This is a genomic window from Xylanibacter caecicola (genome assembly GCF_013166515.1).
Taxonomy (GTDB): Bacteria; Bacteroidota; Bacteroidia; order Bacteroidales; family Bacteroidaceae; genus Prevotella; species Prevotella caecicola.
Window position 1 is genome coordinate 1 of record NZ_JABKKJ010000004.1, and the last position, 21,510, is coordinate 21,510.

A 21,510-nucleotide genomic window follows, 5' to 3' on the forward strand; every position below is an offset into this window, starting at 1 on the left:
CGAATGGTTTGTTTGCCAGAATCATTGGCAAAATTAGTGCACTTACCATTCTGCAATACGTAAACTTCATTAACGACAAGCCCATTGGCAGAATTAAGTATGCATTAAATTAATTCCGCCAACAGGTATTTATTATCAATTTTTTAAAAGGAAACCTTTTATCTTATTTTTTATCTTCTTTTTCAAATTATTCTCTGTCCCATTGATCGTTCTTATCAAGCGTAGGACGTCTGCATCGTCTATTTTTTCCGTAAACACCTCAAATATGATTGCTTGTTGTACATTTGTAGATACAAAGTCATCTAAACGAGCTAAAAAATCATTTTTAGTTAAGGCATGCATATAAGTAAAACCTAAAGATCTTGCTATATTTCTAACCAATGTTGGTGATTGTTTTCCATTGTGCCCCGCAGCAGCAATATACTTATCAGTATCATCACCAAATTTCGATGCAGGATGCCTGTATGTATGAAACTCAACACCTCGACCGTTATTAACAACTAGAATTCTTATATTATTCTTAATATTTCGGTTTCCCAAAGAGTTAATGTCATAGAAGAAGGCTAAATCACCTAATATCGCAAAATACAACTGATTTGAATTAGATAAAGAAGCACCTATCATAGATGATACAATACCATCTATTCCAAACCCACCAACATTACAATATGACAAGATACTCTTGTCTACCTCAAAGAAATTCCAAGCTCGCAAACTATTCAATATACCTAAATGGAGGATAGAATTATTGGGGAGTTTTTTAGATAATTGTGAAGCAAGCCAAATGTTCGAAAACGGCAACGATGGCATTTTTTTCAACAACACATCTGTCGTATTTATAAATTCCGTTAAAGGATTAGATAAAGAATTATCAAATTCTTGTTGCTCATTATAATACCTAAAGAATTCTATTTCTGGCACAACAAACACATGAGTCAATTTCTTAAATTTATCCTTAAACTTACCATCCATATCAATTCGCCAAACTTCTTTTGGCGATATTGCTTCCATTGTATAATAATCCCCACTAATATCACCAATATGAATCAAAACATCACACTCAAAATGCTTTTTACAAGGATTGTTTTCTTGTGATGCTAATAAAGCAGATAAAAAACGGTATTTACCTTTATAATTAGAGGTCTGGTCGCACAAGACAACAGTATTGAATTTCTCACAAAATCTATTTATGCTATCTTCCTCTTCAAAATCAAATTTCCGGTGACTTCCAACAAACACTAATATTTTCTTCTCACTCAAAGAAGGAAATGTATCATTTTGAGAAATTCTTTTTATCATTTGCACCTCTGGTAACTCTGACAAGATATAACTACTCCATCCACGAGTTATAAGGTTTAAATGTACTGGTCCACCACCCATAAATGATAAATCAGAAATTGCCCGATTTACTTTTAAAACACAATCCCAATAGTCGTCATCATCCTTGATGGTTTCTATACATTCACTAGAAATCACAGTGTCTGATGGTGGGGTACTTCTATCTGTACACTGCGGATACAAATGCCCTACCTTATTTATATCCATAGATGAAGTTATTGCCAAAATTGGCAAATGACGATAATAGGCTTCTGTTAATCCCGGTAAATAATTTCTGGAAGAAGTTGCCCCTGTACAGCTAAGCACTACAGGCTTATTTGTTTCTGCCGCTAAACCACACGCCATATAAGCAGCAGAACGTTCATCTACACAAGAATACATCTTAAAATAAGGGTCATATTGCATGCTCGCAACAACAGACTCATTAGTAGCTCCAGGTGATACTATTATCTGGTTTATTCCATTTGCCTTCAATAAAGCTAAAACTATTTGGACGTTTTTTTCAGAAGTATAATGAAAACTCATAACTATTTCCTTATTAGTTCAACTTTTATGTTTCGTAAATTACAAAATTCAATGATTCTATCTTCCACAGATAGTTTCCTGCCGTCTATAAAGTAATGTATATTCCTAAATCTTTTAAAATAAAAAAACAAAGGAAATCTATCTATCATTTGCGATGTTGCATTCAAACGCATTCTCACCACCCTATGATAAGCAAATATATCAAATATGGACACATACATACTATCTTCATCACTTTGGGATGAATAGACATAAACCTTACCCTCACCATCATCTCGTAGATAGCTAAAATAGTGAATAAGATACAAATAGGATGCAAATAAAGTTCTGCCTCTATGTACAAAATATAAGGATTTTGAAGAATCTTCAACTAGTGCTAAACGAGTATCCCCTAAAATTAGATTATCAAAATTTCTTCGCGAATCATTCATGAAATCTATAATATTTTTATTCGCAAGCCGTATTTTTTTCCTTAACACTTTATTGCTAGCATATCCTATAACGCATACCATACAAGAAGGAACACAATAGAAATATACCACATTCAACATGCAAATGCAAAAAAAGGCTACAAGGACGGTACCTACCGCCTCTTTCTTATTTAAATTCCAGGACAACATACTGATTCCACAAATATTTTAAAATTCATATTCAATTTATTTATCTCCAAAATTTCCTCATTGGTCAAGGAAAAATCAAACAAGTTACAATTTTCCTCTATCCTCTTTTTCTTCTTACTCATGAAAACCGGTACAACACCTGTATCAATATGCCATCTCAAGATAACTTGCCCAATATTCTTTTCATATTTTTCTGATATTGCTTTTAAAACATTTGATTTCAACAATCTTTCATCCATACGACATAATGGTGAATATGCCTCTAAGACTATAGCATGCCCCTTGCAATAATCTATCTCGTCTTGACAAGTTCTCAAAGGATGACGCTCTATTTGAATGAAGTCCGGTAAAATACCCGTTTCATTCTTGATTTTATCCAAATGACGAACCCTAACATTGCTTAAACCAATATGACGAATCACTCCTTTTTCTTTAAGTTTATTCATTGTCATCCAAGTTTCATTTAAATACTCTTGAAATGGCCAATGTACAAACAAGACATCCAGATAATCCGTTTTCAATTTTCCGAGACTCTCTTCCACAAATGGTGCTATATTTCCTTTGGACAACTCCATTTGCCAACCATCTATTTTGTCTTGCAAGAAGAATGCATCCCTTTTAATGTTTTCTTTTTTCATCAGGAAAGTCAACGCATCTCCTAACATTTCTTCAGTTTGATAACTTGGGGAAGTGTCAAAACCTATAATTCCCGTTTCATAAACTGAACGAATCATAGAAGAAAACTCTTTTTCATTATTGCATTGAAACGTACCAAATATCAATGACGGATTTTTCATATTATTCTTGCTTTAAATTTCAACATATATTGATTTATCAAAGCTCTTTCACTTTTTGTTAATCCGATTATGTAAATGCTGCCAATTGTAGAACACACACAAACGATGCAAATAACAAGAAACCTAAAAAAAGTATCCTGCATCGAATACAACAGAAGTAAAGGCATAAAACTGCTTGCCAATAGTACTTTAACATCTGGCAACAACGTGTTCTTTACAAAATACATAATGGGTAATTTTATCATGTTTCGCAATAAATACAATCTAAAGCATAATTGTGCTATAAATATCGTCATATGAATCAAATAGGATGTAGCTGGGGGCAAACCTATCTTATATGCAATATATACTAATGGAAATATTGTCATACCCAATCCACCAACAATAATCTGATACTTTTTTATATCTCCTGTTGCCAGCATTGAAGTTACCAAGGTATTTGATATTACAGAAATCAACGATATTCCAATCGTTAACTTTAAGAACAAAACAGAATACTCCGGTACAACTTTCAACCATATACTAAGTATCCTATTAGTTTCCAATAAGATTGGAAGGGCAAAGAACCAAGTCAAAAAAAATGAATACTTAGATCCTACACTTACCAGTTGGTGCATATATGATAAATTATCTGTAGCATATGATTTGGTTATTTGGGGATTTATTGCTGTAGTGAAGTTATTCACAAACTGTTGGACAGCATTATCCACCTGGTTTGCAATTCCACGAGCAACATTTAAAGTAACTCCAAAAAACATATTCATTAATATATTTACCCCCTGGGACATTAGTAATGCAGAGCCTGCACCTAAAAAGTTCCATCCGGCAAATGAAAACATTTTTTTGAATAATGTGTTGTCATAAACAAACTTATAATTGCACTCTTCAAAATGCCGTTTACAATAAACCCCATATATAAACCGAATTATCAAGGCTATCATTGCCATCAATGTGGCAAATAAAATCAGTTTGTCACAAGTAAACAATAGCAACATGTAAACGACAACCAGTTTTGCCGTGGTTTCAAAGATTCCTATATAAGCAAAAGTGGACATTCTCTCATAAGCGACAATGACTGCCGAATAAGGCACACTGATTAAACCGAGCACAAATGTAAGGATTGATAATTGATATACCCAATTGGAGGCATACATTCTGTCTGCCGGTATGTTCATCTTGACATTCAAGAACCATAGGCCGATAGTTTCCGCCAACAGAACAATAATAAGACTGAGACCTATTTGTATATTTACGACAGACGAGAATATAGTGGATAACTTTTTGGTGTCGCCTTTACCCAATTCATAGGTGATGAATCGGCTTATAGCGGCAGACAATGAACCTGACAATATAGAGAACATTGTCACAACACCACCTACCACATTATATATACCATAATCCTTAACGCCAAGTGTTTGAAGAATCACCCGGCTGGTATACAAACTGATTAGCATGGAGAACAGCATACGCACATAGAGCAACAATGTGTTTTTTGCTATTCTCTTGTTTTTCTGTGAATCTTCCAACATCTTTTATTTTATGATAATAATAGTGTGAGATAACCTATTATATTAAATTATTTATCACAAAAACACTTTATAACAAATATTGAATCTGCAATAGGCATCCTCAAAAGACATCTTAATAATAAGTTAAGATTTATACATATAAGTCTTCCAACCGTATGAATAGATAAAACACTATATCACTATACAATAGATTTACAAAAGCGTTCTATTTTGGCATGTAATTTTACAGAAATGGACGAAATAAGATATATGATCTACAAAAAATCTTTTGGACACTTAACAACTTTCCAAAAACTCTATCTCAAAATCTATGGCAAAGTTTAGCTTTTTGGGTAATTATTTCATTAGAATATTGTGTTTCAATTATATTTTTATCATCTTTTCATTTCTAGATGAAACACGTGCTCCCCAATATACACAATTTATTATAGATTCATTTGATAATTTGATAACAGGATTGTCATTATGGTCATACCAAATGATTAAATCTTTGTTTTTCAGCCCATCAAAAATAAAACGGCATTCATTTTCATACCTCCATTTGTTACTTTTAGTTAACAATATAGACTTAATATATTCCCATACATCATTATCACATATTCTTTGTTCGTCCAGTATAAACCTTTGTTGACTATACTTCTTCATAAGAACTCCAAGTTTACCATGAAAGCCCAACTTGTATCTAAAATATCATTGATGAGAATACAATATTCTTTATTCTACCGTCACACTCTTCGCCAAATTCCTCGGCTGATCAACATTCAGACCTTTCGCAACTGCCACATGATAGCTAAGAAGCTGGAGGGGAATGACACTGAGCAACGGGGCAAGGCAGGCTATTGTCGGCGGAACCTCGATGGTTTCATCTACCATTGCCTTTACCTGTTCGTCGCCCTCTGTCACAATTGCCAATATTTTGCCGTTACGGCTGATTACTTCCTGCATATTGGAAACAATCTTTTGATAGAGTTGGTGATGTGTGGCAAGGAACACTACAGGCATCTCGCTGTCTATCAAGGCGATGGGACCGTGCTTCATTTCTGCGGCGGGATAGCCCTCGGCGTGTATATATGATATCTCTTTCAACTTCAATGCGCCTTCAAGGGCTACAGGATAGTTGTAACCACGACCAAGGTAAAGGAAGTTCTTTGAATGTATATATTTTTTTGCTATGTCCTTTATCTTGTCATTCTGTTCCAATACTTTCTGTATCTTATCGGGTATCATGACAAGTTCATGGAGCACAGTGTTATATTCTTCTTGCGAAACAGTGCCTTTTGCCATGCCGAGAGCGAGGGCGAGCATTACAAGAACCGTCACCTGACCGGTGAATGCCTTGGTGGAAGCCACACCAATCTCCGGACCTACATGTATATAGACACCGGTGTCGCTGATACGGGAAATGCCGGAACCAACGGCGTTTACGATGCCGAAGACCAACGCATTCCGTTTCTTTGCCATTTCCATGGCTGCCATAGTGTCGGCAGTCTCTCCACTTTGGGATATTGCCATCACGACATCATCGGGTTCTATAACAGAATCGGAATAACGGAATTCGCTGGCGTATGCCACTTCTACGGGCAATTTACAGAAATGTTCTATGAGTTGCTTGCCGATAAGACCGGCATGCCACGATGTTCCACAACTCAAGATAATGATGCGACGGGCACGGAGCAACTCGCGACGATGAAGCGTCACGGCACTTAGTATGACACTCAGGCTGTCTGTATTTTTCCCTTTCTGTTGCGGAGACCACGGACGGGAATACGGGGCATTGATGATACGTCCTCTCATGCAGTCTCTCAGCACATTGGGCTGGTCGAATATTTCTTTAAGCATGAAATGATCGAAATTATCCTTACTTAGCATGTTCAGGTCTATATCAACCTCTTTCACCTCCGGAGATATCCTCTTGTTGTCGAGATTGAACACCTGTATGTCTTTATCACGTTCGCAAACTGCTATTTCATCATCGTTGAGATATATTATCTGTTTGGTATATGCAGCTATCGGGGACGCATCGCTGGCAATGAACAGTTCTTTGTTTTCTTCTGTCACACCTATGGCAAGCGGGGATGACTTACGGGCACATACCAATTTTTCGGGCTCCTGACGGTCTATCACAACAATGGCGTATGCTCCGATAACCTTTTTCAAAGCAAGCCGCACAGCCATTGCAAGATTGCAAGCCTGAACGGAATCTTTCGTGTACTGAATAAGTTGCACCAGAACTTCCGTATCCGTTTCGCTCTTAAAAGTATATCCTTTCTCTATAAGCTGTTCTTTCAGCGTGGCATAATTTTCGATTATACCATTATGTACCAATGTTATATCGCCAGATTGACTGACATGTGGATGACTGTTGGCTTCCGATGGTACACCGTGAGTAGCCCAACGGGTGTGGGCTATGCCAATGTTCCCACTGCAATCCTTGTCTGCTGCAACGGATTCAAGATCGGCAACCTTGCCTTTTGCTTTATATATTCTAAGGTTTCCGGTATTCGTAATCAAGGCAACTCCGGCACTGTCATAACCTCTGTACTCAAGTTTATGAAGTCCTTCCAGCAATATGGGGCAGGCATTGCGCATACCGATATATCCAACTATTCCACACATAATTATATATTATTCTTACAAGACATTTTTATATCAACAAAATCATTCTACAAACTGTATAAACTCGGGCTTTACTTCTATGCCGACGGCTATAAGGTTGGGGATTTCTATGAGCAGGCGGCGGACTTTTGAGCCGCGGCGGGTTATCAGACTGCCTTCACAACCGTCGAGGGGACCGCCGACAATACGTATACGGCGACCGTACATCGACGGGGTTATCTCTTCCGGAAGATAGTATTTGTTGGAATCGGAGGATGATACGGCTTTTATAAAGCGGTTCATCTCCGTGTCGGACACGGTCATCGGCTCGCGCCATGTGTTACGCAGCCAGCGGTATTGCAGGGTTGGTGTCTGAAATACAATAGGGTCTATGGTTTCACGCGAGGAACATACAAAAAGCAAATCGGGAATAAATGGTACTTGCCTGCGGACACGTTTGCCATCCTCCATGTCGATGCGCCATGTCATGGGCGTAAATACTTGTATGTTCTTTTCGGCAAGTTGCTTATATGCAGGCTGCTTCGCATTGGCCCGCTTTAAGTCGCGCATAACGAACCAACGCATCTGTTTATCATTGTCTGACAATACCGCCATTTTAGATTACAGATAATTCTTTCAATCCTGCTTGATTTGATATATAGTTGTAAATCAAGCAGTTATGTTTGTAAGGCGAAAAGTTCTGTAATAGTTTAATCATACTATTTACAAGCGTGCTGTTTTATAAAAACAGACATGTTTCAATACGTCTCTTCATAAGAGATGTATCGACAATAAAACAGATTGATAATCAATGACATATGATCAAGGAAATGATGATGTGATAGTATACAATAATGTATTGATGTCTGTTATACTCCATTTTAACATATCCACATTCAATATATTTAAATTATTTTCAGTAACTTTGCACCCATCGATACATCTCTTATGAAGAGAAGGATTGATTTCTTCAAAAATCCAATCGGATGTAAACCGTGTTTTTAATGGTCGATAAAATTCTGATTACCAATTGAATTTGCGATTAATAAAAATGTCCCGTGGTTGAGTTATTCGTGTATCGGTTATCCTGTTCTACGTAATATTATCATGTTTCCGTATGTAACATCCAGTGTTTCATGATGATACCTTTCAGCCTCCGAAAGATGGCGTTTCAGCGTTTAAAAGACGGCATTTTGCAGTGTAGGAGGCGGCATTTTGCAGCACGGTTTGTCATCGGTGTGGAGTGTAAGGCATATTTCATTGTTTTTTATAGTATGTACGCGGATCCGTGATAACTAACATCGGCTTAGCTGTGTGCTCCTCATGGTAGTGACAAGTTTTTGTATTTATCTATACTCGTGGAAGGATATATTCGGATATTCGTTATCCCGAACTACGTAATATATATCAAAGAAACCGTCTTCATACATGGTTTCAGATTAAAATCACTATCTTTGCAGTATGATAGATATATTTAAAAGGGTGAAAGCGGCTGGCAGAGAACTTGCCGTTATGGATGACAGTGTCCGCAACAAGGTGTTGTGTGCTGTGGCAGATGCGATAGAGAACGAAAAGGAAATGCTGCTACGTGCCAATGCCGAGGATCTTTCGCGCATGGACAGGAATAATCCTTTATATGACAGACTGCTTCTTACCGATGCAAGGCTTGACGATATTGCAGCGGACATGCGCCATGTGGCAGGACTTCCTTCTCCGTTAGGGCGGGTAACCTCTGAAAGGACTCTTGACAACGGACTGTATCTGCGGCGTGTCAGCGTGCCTTTCGGTGTGATAGGTGTCATTTACGAGGCACGCCCCAATGTAAGTTTTGATGTTTTTGCACTATGCTTCAAGTCGGGTAACGCATGTTTGTTGAAAGGTGGAAAAGACGCTGTATCTTCCAACAGTGCTGCCGTTTCGCTGATTCATCATGTTCTTGAAAACAATGGCGTAAATCCCACGGTAGTAGAACTTTTGCCGTCAACGCATGAAGCAACGGGTCAATTGCTTTCGGCAGTAGGATATGTAGACGTATGTATTCCGCGTGGCGGAAAAAAACTGATACAGTTTGTCCGTGACACAGCACGTGTTCCTGTTATCGAAACGGGGGCAGGGGTTGTCAGTGCATATTTCGATGAATACGGTGATACGGCTATCGGCGCTCCCATTATCAACAATGCGAAGACTCGTCGTGTAAGTGTATGCAATGCTCTCGACTGCCTGATTGTCCATAAGTCAAGGCTTGCCGATCTTCCGCTGTTATGCCGTCCGCTTGTGGCAAGCAATGTAAGGATATATGCCGACGATGATGCGTATGTGTATCTTGCCGGTAACTATCCCGAAGAGCTTCTACACCATGCCACAGAGGAAAGCTACGGAACCGAATATATGGACTATGCAATGGCTGTAAAGACAGTGGCATCGCTCAATGAGGCTATATCGCATATAAACAGATATGGCAGTGGGCACAGTGAGTGCATAATAACGGCAGACAGCAATAATGCGTCACTATTCCGTGCACAGGTGGATGCGGCATGCGTTTATGTCAATGCTCCGACAAGTTTTACCGACGGGGCGCAGTTCGGACTGGGAGCGGAGATAGGTATCAGCACGCAAAAACTGGGACCGCGCGGACCTATGGGGCTTGAGGAGATAACGACATACAAATGGCTTATTGACGGAAACGGACAGGTGCGCAAGTAAAATTGTAAATTATTAATTATAAATTATAAATTAAAATCGTGAGAACCTTTATTAATGTAGAAGACATCGGCGATATCAGAACTGCACTTGCCGAGGCACAAGAGATAAAAAACGACAGGTTCAAGTATCAGCACTTGGGCAAGAACAAGACGTTGATGATGATTTTCTTCAACAACTCTTTGCGTACAAGGTTGAGCACACAGAAGGCGGCGATGAATCTGGGTATGAATGTGATTGTTCTTGATGTCAATGCCGGGGCGTGGAAATTGGAGACAGAGCGCGGTGTGATAATGGACGGTGACAAGAGCGAGCACTTGCTTGAGGCAATACCTGTCATGGCGAGCTATTGCGATATGATTGGCGTGCGTTCTTTTGCCGGATTGACCGACCGTGACTATGACTATGCCGAGACTGTGTTGAATCAGTTTATCCGTTACAGCGGGAAACCGGTATTTGCCATGGAAACGGCTACGGTGCATCCTTTGCAGGCTTTTGCCGACCTTATCACCATGGATGAACAGTGGCAGAACCGCAACGCACGACCAAAGGTTGTCCTGACATGGGCTCCTCATTGCCGTGCTTTGCCGCAGGCTGTTCCCAACTCGTTTGCCCAGTGGATGAATGCCGCAGATGTGGATTTTGTAGTGACACATCCCGAGGGTTATGAGCTTGACCCGAAGTTCGTGGGCAATGCCCGTGTAGAGTATAATCAGATGAAAGCGCTCGAAGGGGCTGACTTTGTCTATGCAAAGAATTGGAGTTGTCCTGGTGTTACATGTCCGGAAGATTATGGCAAGATATTGTCTAAAGATATGAGCTGGACAATCGATGACGCCCACATGGCTGTGACGAATAATGGAAAGTTTATGCATTGCCTGCCTGTGCGACGTGGACTTATTGTTACCGATGACGTTATTGAAAGCAAGAACTCTCTTGTCATACCGGAAGCTGCCAACCGCGAGATTTCGTGCTCGGTGGTAATAAAGCGCATGCTGGAGTGTATGAAAGATTTTTAAAATAAGGAGATAAAGGGAGATAATAGAAATTATGTGGCTAAAGCCACGGGAGATAAAGGACAATAGCTACATATGAAGTAACAAAACATACGTCTTTTATCTTCATTTATCTCCTTTTATCTCTCCTTCTCTTTCATCCTTTTGTCCACCTTAATCTTTGTCTTTTATATGTATGATGTAAAATGTATACATAAAAAAATTGATTGTCTCACGACAACCAATCTTTATTAACCTTAATAATCTAATACCATGAAAAACACAATGCAAAGGTATGTGTTTTTTATTCAATCTGCAAATTGTACGAATAAAAAAAACGTGTTTCTAACATTCTTTAAAAGTTTTGCCGTCCCATTTAAACTTTCTTTGCCTTAATATTAATGAAACCTCTTCTTTTTCGTCTTTTGTAAGAAAGGGCAGTGACAACTCGAATACAATTGTTTCCTCGGTCTCGGATAACGCCGCCTTAAGCATCACCGGTTCTATCATGCCGTACAGTCTGTCGTATAGTTCGGTTGTCATTGTATCCCTTACTTCCGTGAACATTTCTTTTGTCTTATCGGAACCGTTGTTTGTCGGGAGACCGAAATTCTTGCCTAACGGTTTCCAGTCGGATGAAAAAAACATTACAGAACTTTCTTCTGCCGGTGCCTTGAATGTCTTTACCATACATATTATATATGTGGAATCACCGGTAGAAAGCAGGCGAATGCTTGCATCCGTACTTTCATTGAGTTTCAGTTCCATATAGTTGTCGGACATCTTTACGAGCTTGGTGTCTCCGTCCAGTCTGTTCTTTACCTTTGCGTCAGCCTTCATTTCCCAATAGTCGACAAGCTCGACACGAAGGTTGTGGTTTAAGTAAGGTATGACGCTGTCCGGCATTGTTACCCAAACTTCACGCATGGTCTTTTTTGCCTGTGCACTGCAAGCAGGTGTAAGCAATGAGATAAGTATAACGGTGCGAATGATAAGAAGTATTTTTTCTTTCATAATATTTGTATTGATAATCAGTTTGCTATTCCTTTCAATTCATCCGGGCTAAATGCAATATCTACGGAAAATCCGGTTGCGGAGCCTTTATATCTGTAGACCAGTCCTTTTTCGCAAACTGTGACAGCCTGCATGAAACGTTTTGCCGTAGGGGTGGCAGTGATGTTGGCAGTCATATTTATTTTTATTTCATCCGCATTTGCGCTTATTGCGTAGATGTTACCAATGGTTTCGTCTACCGAATATACAAATATGACATTGTCATTTTCTATATAAAGGTCGGTTGCTGTTATTCCCTCTTCAGCCACTATGGGAAACTGCATCTTTGTTATTTCTATCAGGGATTTCAGCCTGTCAAGCGGAGTAACACCTTTCTTGTTGTTAAGTATGTCTCGTATTTCATCCGTTGAAAACCTTGCCGATATTTCCGTTCTTGTTGTGTTGCCTATAAATGTGGTGACAAGGGTGGCATTTGCGTCTACAAGCATGTTGAAAAGAACACGTGAGGAGCCTTGCATCTGTGTAAGATTGGTTGCCATCATGGATTTGAATTTGTCGGGGCTGTCTGCAAGTTTACGAAAATCCATGTAAACCTCACTCATGGTAAAAAGCATGGTTACGATGTCGTTGTCGTAGCTTACTTTTGTTATCTCACCTGCATTACCGATACTTATAGGACAGGTTTGATTGAATTCGTCAATTTGTTTTTTCAATTCAGTGTTGTCAAATGCAAAAGTACGGAATACATGTGCGCACAGAAGTAAAGAAAGAAAAAGAAGACGTGAGACCTTCATAAGCAATGAATATAAGTGATGTTTGTAAATTATTATTCCGTATTTAGAACAATGCAAAAGTAGCAAATAAAATCATCCTGCACAAATAAACGGATATGAAATCATAATAAGCAAAGAACATTCTTGTTTTAAATTGTCAAAAAAAAGCGTGCATATACAATTATATCGAAGTTTTTTAATACTTTTGCAAGTTGAAAATTAAGTGTGACATTAATATAAAAAGTGAATATAACGAGATGAAGCCAACCGCCATACTCTTACTGCATTGTCCTGACAAGCAGGGTATTATAACCGAGGTGACAAAATTTATTACGGACAATAAGGGTAACATTGTCTATCTTGACCAATATGTAGACCGTGAAGACGGTATCTTTTTTATGCGTATAGAATGGGAACTTGACGGATTTATAATACCACGTGAGAAGCTGGAGGAATACATACAGACACTGTATGCAAGCAGGTACAACATGACGTTCAATCTCTATTTTAATGACAAACGTCCGCGCATGGCAATATTCGTCAGCAAGATGAGCCATTGTCTTTACGACCTTCTTGCGCGTTATAAGGCAGGCGAATGGGATGTGGATATTCCGTTTATCATAAGCAATCACGAAGATTTGCGATATATAGCAGAGCAGTTTGATATACCTTATTATGTATGGCAGATAAAGAAAGACCATTCAAACAAGGCGGAAGTGGAGAAAGCGGAAATGGAATTGCTGAAAAAAGAGAACATTAACTTTATCGTGTTGGCGCGTTATATGCAGATAATAAGCGATGACATGATAAAATCCTATCCCAATCATATAATTAATATCCACCATTCGTTTCTTCCGGCTTTCATCGGTGCCAAGCCTTATCACCAGGCATGGCAGCGCGGTGTCAAGATTATAGGCGCTACCAGTCACTATGTAACATCGGAGCTTGATGCCGGTCCGATAATAGAACAGGATGTTGTCCGTATCACCCATAAGGACAATCCGGAAAGTCTTGTATTGAAAGGTCGGGACCTGGAGAAGATTGTGCTGAGTCGTGCCGTGACAAAACATATAGAGCGCAAGATACTTACTTATCACAATAAGACGATAATATTCTCATAGTACGGGCATGAATGTAGCCATAATAAAATATAATGCAGGAAACATACACAGTGTTGTAAACAGTCTGCGACGGCTCGGAGTTGAGCCGTTGCTGACAGACAACGCCGAAGAGCTAGCCCGCGCAGACCGTGTCTTGTTGCCGGGACAGGGCGAGGCGGGATGTGCCATGGGATGTCTGCGTGAGAACGGACTGGACACGGTGATATGTGACCTGAAACAGCCGGTACTTGGAATTTGTATAGGGCAGCAGCTGTTGTGCCGTCACTCGGAAGAGGGAGATGTAGACTGCCTTGGCATTTTTGATGCAGAAGTAAAACGCTTCTCTCCGTCAAGACATGAGTATAAGGTGCCTGCAATGGGGTGGAACTCGTTGTATGATTTGAGAACCCCATTGTTTAAAGGGATAGATGAAAACGAGTATGTGTATTTTGTTCACAGCTATTATGTTCCTTTGTGCAGCGAAACCATTGCCGTGACAGATTATATACAGCCATATAGTGCGGCGATGAATGTACGGAACTTCTATGCGACACAGTTTCATCCGGAAAAAAGCGGAGATACGGGAAGCAGGATATTGCAGAACTTTTTAGACATGGACGCCAATGATTGAACTTATTCCAGCGATAGACATAATAGACGGTAAGTGCGTTCGTCTGACAAAAGGTGACTACGGACAGAAGAAGGTATATAATGAAAATCCTCTTGCTGTGGCTCGCGAAATGGAACGATATGGTTTCAGACGTCTGCATGTGGTTGACCTTGACGGAGCAAAATCAAAGCATATCGTAAACATCGACGTACTGAAACAGATAACGGAATATACGGGACTGACCGTAGATTTCGGAGGAGGGATAAAGACGGAGGACGATATACGTATGGCTTTCGACTGTGGTGCACATATGGTTACAATAGGCTCGGTGGCAGTGACATGTCCGGAGATGTTCATGGCATGGCTTGACAAGTTCGGCAGTGAGCGTATTATATTAGGTGCTGATGTGCGCAACGGCATGATAAGCATAAACGGTTGGAAAGAAGATACCGGAACACCGTTGCTCCCGTTCCTTAAAAGTTATATAGATAACGGGGTCAAGAACATTCTTTGTACGGAAATATCAAAGGACGGAACTTTGGGCGGACCTGCCATAGAACTTTACAGACGGATAATGGGCGAGTACCCTCATATCAATCTGATTGCAAGCGGGGGCGTGTCGTGCATGGATGATATAGATGATCTTGACAAGGCTGGCATTCCGTCGGTTGTGTTTGGAAAAGCCATATACGAAGGCAGGATAGACATGAACAGGCTTGCAGAGAAATATATGAAATCCACGGTGCGGTAAAATATAATATACAATGAAGAAAGGACTTGCAAAAAGAATTGTTCCGTGTCTTGACGTCAAGAACGGCGAAACTGTAAAAGGAACAAACTTTGTGAACCTGCGTAAAGCGGGCGATCCCGTGGAGATGGGCAAGGCTTACTGCGAGGCAGGAGCCGACGAACTGGTATATCTTGACATAACAGCCAGCCACGAGGGACGCAAGACTTTCACCGATATGGTTACACGTGTGGCGACGGAGATAAACATTCCTTTCACCGTAGGCGGAGGAATAAGTGCGCTGGAGGATGTGGAGCGGCTGTTATATGCCGGAGCGGATAAAGTAAGCATCAACAGTGCGGCGATAAATAATCCGGGACTGATAGACGAAATAACAAGTCGCTTCGGCTCGCAAGTGTGTGTGTGCGCGATAGATGCCAAGTTTGACGATAACGAATGGATGTGCTATCTTAACGGCGGACGCATACGTACGGACCGTAAGTTATATGAATGGGCAAGAGAAGCCGAAGAACGTGGAGCCGGAGAAATACTCTTTACGAGTATGAACCATGATGGAGTTAAGAACGGATATGCCAATGACGCATTGTGTCATCTTTCCGAAACACTCGGGATACCGGTTATAGCCAGTGGCGGAGCAGGATGTCCTGAGCATTTTAGGGATGCCTTTACCGTGGGAAAGGCGGATGCCGCACTTGCTGCAAGCGTGTTCCATTTTGGAGAGATAAAGATAAGAGAACTTAAAGAATATCTTTCTTTCGAGGGTATAAATGTAAGGCTCTGAGGAATATAGTGGTTTTGAATAATTAATAAATAAGACGACACGGATGGAAATTGATTTCGGAAAAATGAACGGACTTGTTCCTGCCATAATTCAGGACGCTTCAACTAAGAACGTGCTGATGTTGGGCTTTATGAACAAGGAGGCTTATGACAAGACTGTCGAGACAAAAAAGGTTACATTCTACAGCCGTAGCAGGAATTGTCTGTGGACAAAGGGGGAGACTTCCGGAAACTTTCTTAATATAGTGAGCATTGAGAACGACTGCGACAATGACACATTGCTTATAAAAGTAAATCCGGAAGGACCTGTATGCCATAAAGGTACTGATACCTGTTGGGGTGAAAGCAATGAGAAGAACCCTCTTCTTTTCCTTACATTCCTTCAGGACTTTATAAACAAGCGTCATGAAGAAATGCCGGAAGGTTCGTATACCACAAGTCTTTTCAAAGACGGACTGAACCGCATGGCACAGAAAGTGGGAGAGGAGGCACTCGAGGCTGTGATAGAAGCAGTAAACGGAACAGACGAACGACTTGTATATGAAGCATCGGACATGCTCTATCACCTGATCGTCTTGCTTGCGAGCAAGGGACTGCGCATTGAAGATGTGGCGGCGGAGCTACAGAAGCGCCATGATCCGAACTGGCATAAACACTGAAACAACAAATCTATTGAATTATGCTTATAGACTATAAGAATGTAAATATATATCATGACGATGTTCATATTCTGAATGATGTAGTGTTCCATGTGGACGAGGGGGAGTTTATATATATAATAGGTAAGGTCGGATCCGGAAAGAGCAGCCTGCTAAAAACAATATATTGTGAGCTTGACATCGAAAGCGGATGCGAAAAAGCAGAAGTTCTCGGGCGCGATCTGATGAAGATAAAGCGTAAGGAGATACCTGCACTGCGTAAGGAAATGGGTATAATATTCCAGGATTTCCAGTTGCTTCACGACCGTACGGTGGAAGAAAACCTGAAGTTTGTTCTGAAATCGACGGGTTGGAAGAGCAAGAGTGATATAAATGCACGTATAGACGAGGTGCTTGATGCCGTGGAAATGTCTGAGAAGAAATACAGCATGCCGCATGAGCTGTCCGGCGGCGAGCAGCAAAGAATAGCGATAGCGCGTGCTATACTTAACAAACCGAAGATAATAATTGCAGACGAGCCTACGGGAAATCTCGATCCGGACACGGCAAACAACATAATATGCCTGTTGAAGCAAATAAGCTGTACAGGTACGGCAATAGTGATGACAACCCACAACATATCGATGCTGAACAAGTATCCCGGCATTGTATATTGTTGTAAGGACGGAAGTCTGAACGATATAACCAAGGATTATAATAAAATAGATCTGGCAGAGGAATAAGTACTGTTGTTCTTATAATAAAGGTTTCTCTGTCACTTTTTACAATAACAAAAGCAATACGACGATGAAAGTAATGAAATTTGGCGGTACGTCCGTCGGTTCACCGGAACGCATAAAGAATGTTTCCTCACTTATAACAAATAGCGGCGAGCCGGTATTTGTTGTACTCTCAGCCATGTCAGGCACAACCAATGCGCTTGTAGAAATATCGGATTATCTTTATAAGAAAAATCCCGAGGGTGCCAATGATGTTATAAACCGTCTTGAGCAGAATTACATGAAGCACGTGGACGAACTGTATTCCACGGAAGAATGGCGCGAGAAAACACGCAGCTTCCTCACATATGAGTTTGACTATCTGCGCTCTTTCACCAAAGACCTGTTCACAAGCTTTGAAGAAAAGAACATTGTTGCCCAAGGGGAGATAATGAGCACAAACATGGTTGTGAACTATTTGAAGGAATGTGGGGTGAAGGCTGTGCTCCTTTCGGCGCTCGACTTTATGCGTACGGACAAGAATGCCGAGCCCAATCCGGCATATATAAAGGAGAAGCTCACCGATATACTGAAAGAAACCACAGGCTATCAGGTATATATAACCCAGGGCTTTATCTGTCGCAATGCTTATGGCGAGACGGACAATCTGCAGCGCGGAGGCAGTGACTATACGGCGTCTTTGATAGGAGCGGCCATCAATGCCGAGGAGATACAGATATGGACGGACATAGACGGAATGCACAACAACGACCCGCGCGTAGTAGAGAAAACCGAGGCTGTAAGGCAGTTGCATTTTGAAGAGGCCGCAGAACTGGCGTATTTCGGTGCAAAGATATTGCACCCGACATGTATCCAGCCGGCAAAGTATGCGGGAATCCCGGTAAGACTTCTCAATACAATGGATCCTTCCGCATACGGCACGATAATCGACAACGTAACGGTAAAGGGCAAGATAAAGGCTGTGGCAGCGAAGGACAACATCACGGCAATCAAGATAAAGAGCAGCCGTATGTTGCTTGCAACAGGCTTCCTTAGAAAAGTTTTCGAGATATTCGAAAGTTATCAGACAGCCATAGACATGGTGGCTACAAGCGAGGTGGGAGTGTCAATGAGCATAGACAACAGCACGCACCTTAACGATATCGTGGACGAACTGAAGAAGTATGGCACCGTGACCGTTGACAGCGACATGTGTATAATATGCGTTGTGGGCGATCTCGATTGGAGCAATGTCGGTTTCGAGACGCTTGCCACCGATGCGATGAAGGATATTCCCGTGCGTATGATATCCTACGGAGGCAGCAACTACAATATATCGTTCCTTATCCGCGAAGCTGACAAGAAGAGGGCTTTGCAGAGTCTGAGCAACACATTATTTAAATAGATGCCCGAAATTAATTATTATTATATTGTACGTTATTTTGGTGATGTTTTTTCATGTCCGAAGAGTGAGTGTAGCGTGCTACACGACCGATGGGACATGGGAAAACAGCCCGAAAGAGCGTGCAAGATAATGATAAAGTAATGTTGCACCAACTGATTATGATATATACGTTTAATTTTGAACATCTACTTAATAAATAAGACGATGAAGGGAATTTTTCCTGTAGAAAAGTTTAAGAGCAAAGATACCCCGTTCTACTATTATGACACGGAGCTGCTGCGCCGCACGTTGCATGATATAAATAAGGAGGCAGGCAGATATGAGGGCTTTAATGTGCATTATGCCGTCAAAGCCAATGCCAATCCCAAACTTCTCCGGATAATAAGCAGTGCCGGTCTGGGTGCCGACTGTGTAAGCGGAGGAGAGATAGAGGCGGCGATAAATGCCGGTTTCCCTGCAAGCAAGATTGTCTATGCTGGCGTGGGCAAGAGCGACCGCGAGATAAACCTCGGTCTTGACAACGACATATTCTGCTTTAATGTGGAAAGTCTTGCCGAGCTTGAAGTAATAAACGAACTTGCGGGAAACAGAAACAAGACAGCCCGTGTGGCGCTTAGGATAAATCCCAATGTAGGTGCACACACCCATGCAAACATCACCACGGGACTGGCGGAGAACAAGTTCGGCATTGCCATGGGCGATATGGAGGGCGTGATAGAAAAGGCTTCGGAGATGAAGAATGTAAAGTTTGTCGGTCTTCATTTCCATATAGGTTCCCAGATACTTGACATGGGCGACTTCGAGGCATTGTGCAATCGTATAAACGAATTGCAGAAACGCCTGGAGTGCAGCAATATAAATGTAGAGAACATCAACGTGGGCGGCGGGCTCGGCATAGACTATGAGCATCCCAACCGTGTGCCCGTGCCCGACTTCAAGGCTTACTTCTCAACCTATGCGCGCCATCTTAAACTGCGTCAGGGGCAGAGCCTGCATTTTGAGCTCGGGCGCTCGGTGGTAGGGCAGTGCGGTTCTTTGATAACGCGCGTTCTCTATATAAAGCAGGGAACCGCCAAGCGTTTTGCCATTGTAGATGCCGGCATGACCGACCTTATACGCCCGGCGTTGTATCAGGCATACCACAAGATAGAGAACATATCGAGCGACGGAGCGGTTGCAACCTACGATGTCGTGGGACCGATATGCGAGTCGAGCGATGTCTTTGTCAAGGCATACGATATGAACGAGAGCCGCAGGGGCGACTTCCTTGCAATACGTTCCGCCGGAGCCTACGGCGAGATAATGGCTTCGCAGTATAACTGCCGCCGTCTGCCCGTGGGATATATGGCGGAAGACCTGTGACAAGTCAGTCCTTATTGAAGAACAGACCGATAGCCGGGCAGACCGACGGGGCTTGTGAACCAGTCGATAACCCCTGCCCTTATAAAAGAACTAACTAACATCACACCGGAGGGTATATGCCAGTCGATAATATCACTATGATTATCTGTGCGCTACTGTTGCTCCTTGCAGCAGTAACGCCCTTTGTAAATCCTTTTTTCAGAAAACCGGAAGAGAAGAGCGGCAACGGCTGTGACAGGGAAGGACTGCCGCCGTTGTCGGTCGTAATATATGCGCGAGACAATGCGCGAGAGCTGAAAGCCAATCTTCCCTCGCTTCTTTCCCAAGCCTATCCGCCGGGATTTGAAGTGATTGTCGTCGTCGATGACAAGACGGAGCATGAGACAACAGCCGTCCTCGAGCAGTACGGCATGCATCCTAATCTTTACAAGACGTTTCTGCCCAAGTCGTCGCGCTACATGAGCCGCAGGAAACTCGCGATAACAATAGGAGTGAAGGCGGCGAAGAACGAATGGATTGTGCTTACCGATGCAGAGTGCAGACCGTTGTCGGACAAGTGGCTTGCCACGATGGCACGGAACTGCTCCGAAGACATAAACCTTGTCATCGGCTACAGCAACTATTCGGCAGAGGCGAAGTCGTATCGCAGGTTCGAGCGTCTTCGCGACGAGATGTACTGCATGCGCAGTGCGGAGAAAGGCACGGCGTGGCGCACGGCGGGAAACAACCTGATGTTCCGCAAGAGCGAATTCATGGAATGCCGCGGCTTTGAGGGCAATTTAAAATACCTGCGCGGAGAGTACGACTTTATTGTAAACAAGTATGCCAAAGAAGGAGGCACTGCCGTGGAGACATCTCCCGAAGCGTGGCTCGAAGAAGTAGCGCCTACGAAGAAAGCATGGAAGAACAGGCATCTTTTCTATAACGAGAACCGCCGTCATCTCGCACGCTCTTGCCGACAGACGCTGCTGTATGCGGCAGACATGTGCTCCATGTACATAAACGCCGCCGCCATTATCGCCGCCGCCGTATATTCGTATGTCGCAGGAAACATCGTCGTGGCAGCGGCAGCCCTCGTCGCGCTTGTCATCACCGTCGTTTTGCGCACGGTCATCGCCGGCAGGGTTGCAGAGCGTTTCGGTGCAGGCATAGGGCGCAACAGTATAGTCTTCCACGAGGCGGCGCTGCTTTTAAACGACATCAAATACGGCATTTTATACAGGCTGGCAGACAAGAACGACTTTACAAGCCATAAAATCTGA

General features: G+C 41.9%; 19 protein-coding genes and 1 pseudogene. 12 read left to right on the forward strand and 8 right to left on the reverse strand.

What is annotated here, in order from left to right; all coding sequences use genetic code 11:
• Positions 1 to 113 (forward strand): annotated as a pseudogene (locus HPS54_RS03595) (IS982 family transposase); the annotation flags it as partial.
• Between the two features lie 22 nt (positions 114 to 135).
• Here HPS54_RS03595 and HPS54_RS03600 read toward each other — a convergent pair.
• The 6 genes from HPS54_RS03600 to HPS54_RS03625 form a co-directional block, all read right to left on the reverse strand.
• Positions 136 to 1,863, reverse strand: a complete 1,728-nt coding sequence (locus HPS54_RS03600) for a thiamine pyrophosphate-binding protein (protein WP_172344108.1) — start codon at positions 1,861 to 1,863, stop codon at positions 136 to 138.
• Positions 1,864 to 2,464: 601 nt separating this feature from the next.
• Complete coding sequence (locus tag HPS54_RS03605; protein ID WP_172344109.1) at positions 2,465 to 3,280, reverse strand: aldo/keto reductase family protein; 816 nt, start codon at positions 3,278 to 3,280, stop codon at positions 2,465 to 2,467.
• Positions 3,277 to 4,809 carry an MATE family efflux transporter gene (locus tag HPS54_RS03610; RefSeq protein WP_172344110.1) on the reverse strand — a complete coding sequence of 511 codons (1,533 nt, stop codon included), beginning with the start codon at positions 4,807 to 4,809 and terminating at the stop codon, positions 3,277 to 3,279. Before HPS54_RS03610 ends, HPS54_RS03605 begins: the two co-directional genes overlap by 4 nt.
• Positions 4,810 to 5,172: 363 nt before the next feature.
• The gene (locus HPS54_RS03615) at positions 5,173 to 5,454 is read right to left on the reverse strand and encodes a hypothetical protein (RefSeq protein WP_172344111.1); all 282 of its coding nucleotides are present in this window, start codon (positions 5,452 to 5,454) and stop codon (positions 5,173 to 5,175) included.
• A gap of 69 nt (positions 5,455 to 5,523) precedes the next feature.
• A complete protein-coding gene (glmS, locus tag HPS54_RS03620; RefSeq protein WP_172344112.1) occupies positions 5,524 to 7,425 on the reverse strand; it encodes a glutamine--fructose-6-phosphate transaminase (isomerizing) in 1,902 nt (633 codons plus the stop codon).
• A 42-nt stretch (positions 7,426 to 7,467) separates the two neighbouring features.
• Entirely contained in the window at positions 7,468 to 8,019 is a 552-nt protein-coding gene (locus HPS54_RS03625; protein WP_172344113.1) for a UpxY family transcription antiterminator, read from the reverse strand.
• 846 nt (positions 8,020 to 8,865) lie between these two features.
• Between HPS54_RS03625 and HPS54_RS03630 the strand changes: the two genes are divergently transcribed.
• Together HPS54_RS03630 and HPS54_RS03635 are read left to right on the forward strand one after the other, a co-directional pair.
• Positions 8,866 to 10,107 (forward strand): glutamate-5-semialdehyde dehydrogenase, encoded by a 1,242-nt coding sequence (locus HPS54_RS03630; RefSeq protein ID WP_172344114.1) that lies wholly within the window; start codon positions 8,866 to 8,868, stop codon positions 10,105 to 10,107.
• A 38-nt stretch (positions 10,108 to 10,145) separates the two neighbouring features.
• Positions 10,146 to 11,123 carry a Rossmann-fold NAD(P)-binding domain-containing protein gene (locus tag HPS54_RS03635; RefSeq protein WP_172344115.1) on the forward strand — a complete coding sequence of 326 codons (978 nt, stop codon included), beginning with the start codon at positions 10,146 to 10,148 and terminating at the stop codon, positions 11,121 to 11,123.
• Positions 11,124 to 11,444: 321 nt separating this feature from the next.
• Here HPS54_RS03635 and HPS54_RS03640 read toward each other — a convergent pair whose 3' ends face one another.
• Together HPS54_RS03640 and HPS54_RS03645 are read right to left on the reverse strand one after the other, a co-directional pair.
• Positions 11,445 to 12,113, reverse strand: coding sequence for a DUF3256 family protein (locus HPS54_RS03640; RefSeq protein ID WP_172344116.1), 669 nt, complete (start codon positions 12,111 to 12,113; stop codon positions 11,445 to 11,447).
• Positions 12,114 to 12,130: 17 nt separating this feature from the next.
• Entirely contained in the window at positions 12,131 to 12,826 is a 696-nt protein-coding gene (locus HPS54_RS03645; protein WP_172344117.1) for a hypothetical protein, read from the reverse strand.
• Between the two features lie 317 nt (positions 12,827 to 13,143).
• On the opposite strand from HPS54_RS03645, the gene purU reads away from it, so the two are divergent.
• The 9 genes from purU (at position 13,144) to HPS54_RS03690 (ending at position 21,510) form a co-directional block, all read left to right on the forward strand.
• Complete coding sequence (gene purU / locus HPS54_RS03650) at positions 13,144 to 14,007, forward strand: formyltetrahydrofolate deformylase (protein ID WP_172344269.1); 864 nt, start codon at positions 13,144 to 13,146, stop codon at positions 14,005 to 14,007.
• Between the two features lie 7 nt (positions 14,008 to 14,014).
• Positions 14,015 to 14,617, forward strand: coding sequence for an imidazole glycerol phosphate synthase subunit HisH (gene hisH / locus HPS54_RS03655; RefSeq protein WP_172344118.1), 603 nt, complete (start codon positions 14,015 to 14,017; stop codon positions 14,615 to 14,617).
• Positions 14,610 to 15,347, forward strand: a complete 738-nt coding sequence (gene hisA / locus HPS54_RS03660) for a 1-(5-phosphoribosyl)-5-[(5-phosphoribosylamino)methylideneamino]imidazole-4-carboxamide isomerase (RefSeq protein ID WP_172344119.1) — start codon at positions 14,610 to 14,612, stop codon at positions 15,345 to 15,347. The genes hisH and hisA overlap by 8 nt, the downstream gene beginning before the upstream one ends.
• A 13-nt stretch (positions 15,348 to 15,360) precedes the next feature.
• A complete protein-coding gene (hisF, locus tag HPS54_RS03665; RefSeq protein ID WP_172344120.1) occupies positions 15,361 to 16,125 on the forward strand; it encodes an imidazole glycerol phosphate synthase subunit HisF in 765 nt (254 codons plus the stop codon).
• A 43-nt stretch (positions 16,126 to 16,168) separates the two neighbouring features.
• Entirely contained in the window at positions 16,169 to 16,783 is a 615-nt protein-coding gene (hisIE, locus tag HPS54_RS03670; protein WP_172344121.1) for a bifunctional phosphoribosyl-AMP cyclohydrolase/phosphoribosyl-ATP diphosphatase HisIE, read from the forward strand.
• Between the two features lie 20 nt (positions 16,784 to 16,803).
• Complete coding sequence (locus HPS54_RS03675; RefSeq protein ID WP_172344122.1) at positions 16,804 to 17,505, forward strand: cell division ATP-binding protein FtsE; 702 nt, start codon at positions 16,804 to 16,806, stop codon at positions 17,503 to 17,505.
• Between the two features lie 64 nt (positions 17,506 to 17,569).
• Complete coding sequence (locus HPS54_RS03680) at positions 17,570 to 18,886, forward strand: aspartate kinase (protein WP_172344123.1); 1,317 nt, start codon at positions 17,570 to 17,572, stop codon at positions 18,884 to 18,886.
• A gap of 204 nt (positions 18,887 to 19,090) precedes the next feature.
• Positions 19,091 to 20,248, forward strand: coding sequence for a diaminopimelate decarboxylase (gene lysA / locus HPS54_RS03685; RefSeq protein ID WP_172344124.1), 1,158 nt, complete (start codon positions 19,091 to 19,093; stop codon positions 20,246 to 20,248).
• 137 nt (positions 20,249 to 20,385) lie between these two features.
• On the forward strand, positions 20,386 to 21,510 hold the full coding sequence (locus HPS54_RS03690) for a glycosyltransferase (protein ID WP_216653025.1): 1,125 nt from the start codon (positions 20,386 to 20,388) through the stop codon (positions 21,508 to 21,510).

Excerpts from the sequence above, each read along its gene's own strand:
- HPS54_RS03600 (WP_172344108.1), bottom strand. The coding sequence starts at position 1,863 with ATGAGTTTTCATTATACTTCTGAAAAAAACGTCCAAATAGTTTTAGCT.
- HPS54_RS03605 (WP_172344109.1), bottom strand. The coding sequence starts at position 3,280 with ATGAAAAATCCGTCATTGATATTTGGTACGTTTCAATGCAATAATGAA.
- HPS54_RS03610 (WP_172344110.1), bottom strand. The coding sequence starts at position 4,809 with ATGTTGGAAGATTCACAGAAAAACAAGAGAATAGCAAAAAACACATTG.
- HPS54_RS03615 (WP_172344111.1), bottom strand. The coding sequence starts at position 5,454 with ATGAAGAAGTATAGTCAACAAAGGTTTATACTGGACGAACAAAGAATA.
- glmS (WP_172344112.1), bottom strand. The coding sequence starts at position 7,425 with ATGTGTGGAATAGTTGGATATATCGGTATGCGCAATGCCTGCCCCATA.
- HPS54_RS03625 (WP_172344113.1), bottom strand. The coding sequence starts at position 8,019 with ATGGCGGTATTGTCAGACAATGATAAACAGATGCGTTGGTTCGTTATG.
- HPS54_RS03630 (WP_172344114.1), top strand. The coding sequence starts at position 8,866 with ATGATAGATATATTTAAAAGGGTGAAAGCGGCTGGCAGAGAACTTGCC.
- HPS54_RS03640 (WP_172344116.1), bottom strand. The coding sequence starts at position 12,113 with ATGAAAGAAAAAATACTTCTTATCATTCGCACCGTTATACTTATCTCA.
- purU (WP_172344269.1), top strand. The coding sequence starts at position 13,144 with ATGAAGCCAACCGCCATACTCTTACTGCATTGTCCTGACAAGCAGGGT.
- hisH (WP_172344118.1), top strand. The coding sequence starts at position 14,015 with ATGAATGTAGCCATAATAAAATATAATGCAGGAAACATACACAGTGTT.
- hisA (WP_172344119.1), top strand. The coding sequence starts at position 14,610 with ATGATTGAACTTATTCCAGCGATAGACATAATAGACGGTAAGTGCGTT.
- hisF (WP_172344120.1), top strand. The coding sequence starts at position 15,361 with ATGAAGAAAGGACTTGCAAAAAGAATTGTTCCGTGTCTTGACGTCAAG.
- hisIE (WP_172344121.1), top strand. The coding sequence starts at position 16,169 with ATGGAAATTGATTTCGGAAAAATGAACGGACTTGTTCCTGCCATAATT.
- HPS54_RS03675 (WP_172344122.1), top strand. The coding sequence starts at position 16,804 with ATGCTTATAGACTATAAGAATGTAAATATATATCATGACGATGTTCAT.
- HPS54_RS03680 (WP_172344123.1), top strand. The coding sequence starts at position 17,570 with ATGAAAGTAATGAAATTTGGCGGTACGTCCGTCGGTTCACCGGAACGC.
- lysA (WP_172344124.1), top strand. The coding sequence starts at position 19,091 with ATGAAGGGAATTTTTCCTGTAGAAAAGTTTAAGAGCAAAGATACCCCG.
- HPS54_RS03690 (WP_216653025.1), top strand. The coding sequence starts at position 20,386 with ATGATTATCTGTGCGCTACTGTTGCTCCTTGCAGCAGTAACGCCCTTT.